1 protein-coding gene is annotated in these 836 nt (G+C 64.6%); it reads left to right on the top strand.

All coding sequences use genetic code 11. From position 1 onward, the window contains the following. On the top strand, positions 1 to 779 hold a 779-nt coding region (locus LXM94_RS25940), incomplete at its 5' end, for an NADP-dependent isocitrate dehydrogenase (RefSeq protein ID WP_235774778.1). Positions 780 to 836: the final 57 nt, after the last annotated feature.

Genomic DNA, 836 nt, shown 5'->3' on the forward strand with positions numbered 1-836 from the left:
TCCCCGGCAAGGGCAAGCTCTCCATGAAGTTCGTCGGCGAGGACGGCAAGGAAATCGAGCACGAGGTCTATGACGCGCCGTCGGCCGGCGTGGCGATGGGCATGTACAATCTCGACGATTCGATCACCGAATTCGCCCGCGCCTCGTTCAACTACGGCCTGCAGCGCAAGGTGCCGGTCTATCTGTCGACCAAGAACACCATCCTCAAGGTCTATGACGGCCGCTTCAAGGACATCTTCCAGGCCGTCTTCGACGCCGAATTCGCGGAAAAGTTCAAGGACGCCAAGATCTGGTACGAGCACCGGCTGATCGACGACATGGTGGCCTCGGCGCTGAAATGGTCGGGCGGCTATGTCTGGGCCTGCAAGAACTACGACGGCGACGTGCAGTCCGACATCGTCGCGCAGGGTTTTGGCTCGCTCGGCCTGATGACCTCGGTGCTGATGACGCCGGACGGGCAGACGGTGGAGGCGGAAGCCGCGCACGGCACGGTGACGCGCCACTACCGCCAGCACCAGAAGGGCGAGGAGACCTCGACCAACTCGATCGCCTCGATCTTCGCCTGGACGCGCGGCCTGGCGCACCGCGCCAAGCTCGACGACAATGCCGAGCTCGCGAAATTCGCCGACACGCTGGAGAAGGTCTGCGTCGAGACGGTGGAATCCGGCTTCATGACGAAGGACCTCGCCCTGCTGATCGGCCCCGACCAGCCCTGGCTGTCGACCACCGGCTTCCTCGACAAGATCGACGAGAACCTCAGGACCGCCATGGCCGCCTGAGCCGCCGCACCACACCGAACGCCCTGCGGAACCCGGCCAGACGGCCGGGTTCCTGCG

The sequence above is a fragment of the Rhizobium alarense genome (assembly GCF_021555155.1).
GTDB lineage: Bacteria > Pseudomonadota > Alphaproteobacteria > Rhizobiales > Rhizobiaceae > Rhizobium_D > Rhizobium_D alarense.